Genomic DNA, 1,418 nt, shown 5'->3' on the forward strand with positions numbered 1-1,418 from the left:
ACGCACAGTCCCGCGTGCTGATCTTGGGCACGATGCCCTCTCCTAAGTCGCGGGAAGCTGGATTTTATTATGCGCATCCGCAAAATCGCTTCTGGCGGGTTCTGCCGATGCTGTACGGAGAACAGCCGCTTGTCGGGGATATTCCCAAGCAAAAAGACTTCCTCACACGGCATCACATTGCCTTATGGGATGTCTTAGATAGCTGTGATATAGAGGGCGCATCCGATGCGTCTATCCGCAATCCCGTCCCCAATCGGATGCGTGATATTCTTGACCATGCGCCGATTACCGCGATTTTCTGCACGGGACAAAAGGCGGGAGCTCTGTTCAAACGCTATTGTCAAAAGGACTGTGGCATCCAAGCACAGGTGCTGCCGTCGACTTCTCCGGCAAATTGTGCTGTCAAGCTGGAACAATTATTGGAACGTTATGCCGTCATTCGACAACTTACAGAATAGGAGAAACAACACAGATTTATGATTCATACGATTATTTGGGCGATTTATTTTATTTTGTATTTGATTATTGTGTCCCCAATCCGGGCGTATTATGCACATCAAATCAAAAAGGGCAATCGAGAAAAAGTACAAGCGGGTATTGACCGCATGGTACATAACTGGGCGCACCGCCTGTTGTGGGCAGCCGGTGCAAAGGTCATAGTAGACGGCAAAGAAAACATTCCGCAGGGAACCGCTGTGTTTGTCGCCAACCACCAGAGTGATTTTGACATTCCGGTCATTTTGGCTTGTGTCGGGCAGCCGCGCGCACTGATGGCAAAGGTTTCACTGGCGAAAATTCCGGGTCTGCGTTCTTGGATGGATCTGCTGCAATGTGTGTATGTAGATCGCGAGGACGAGAAGCAGGCTGTGCGTGCACTGATGGACGCGACACGATTGGTCAAGAGCGGCGTTTCCATGACGATTTTCCCGGAGGGAACCCGCAGCAAGGGCGGCCCAGTCAAAGAATTTAAGGGCGGTGCTTTCCGTGCGGCAACCAGCGCAAAAGTACCGGTTGTGCCGGTTACTATTGACGGCTCGTTCCATCTGTTAGAGGAACGCTATCGCGTGCATTCGGGCACGGTACATGTTACGATTCACAAGCCGATTGAAACGGCTGGTATGAGCCGACAGGAAGTGCGCGAACTGCCGGAGCGCGTGCGAGAAGAAGTGCTGTCTGTGATGGACGAAACATATCGCGGAGAATAACATACGAACCCTGCCCATCGGCAGGGTTTTCTTGCTTCTAAAATAATTTGTAAAAAACAGTTGACAACAGAGAATAAGTGTGTTAGTATAAACAAGTCGCTGAGAGATGCGGCGGATGAATGAGACGCGGTACGCTGGTGTAGCTCAGTTGGTAGAGCAGCTGATTTGTAATCAGCAGGTCGGGGGTTCAAGTCCGTCCACCAGCTCCACGAT

The 1,418-nt window shown here is 51.0% G+C and carries 2 protein-coding genes and 1 tRNA gene; all 3 read left to right on the forward strand.

From position 1 onward, the window contains the following. Window positions 1-458: DNA-deoxyinosine glycosylase (locus tag ACR0P9_RS12575; protein WP_432620665.1), on the forward strand; the 458-nt coding region annotated here is incomplete at its 5' end. Between the two features lie 18 nt (window positions 459-476). Then, complete coding sequence (locus tag ACR0P9_RS12580) at window positions 477-1,205, forward strand: lysophospholipid acyltransferase family protein (RefSeq protein WP_432620667.1); 729 nt, start codon at window positions 477-479, stop codon at window positions 1,203-1,205. Between the two features lie 133 nt (window positions 1,206-1,338). Beyond that, window positions 1,339-1,414, forward strand: a tRNA-Thr gene (locus ACR0P9_RS12585). The last annotated feature ends 4 nt before the right edge of the window (window positions 1,415-1,418 follow it).

This window comes from Butyricicoccus sp., from assembly GCF_050872565.1.
Classification (GTDB): domain Bacteria; phylum Bacillota; class Clostridia; order Oscillospirales; family Butyricicoccaceae; genus Butyricicoccus_A.

Coding starts and splice junctions, on each gene's coding strand:
- ACR0P9_RS12580 (WP_432620667.1), top strand. CDS start 477: ATGATTCATACGATTATTTGGGCGATTTATTTTATTTTGTATTTGATT.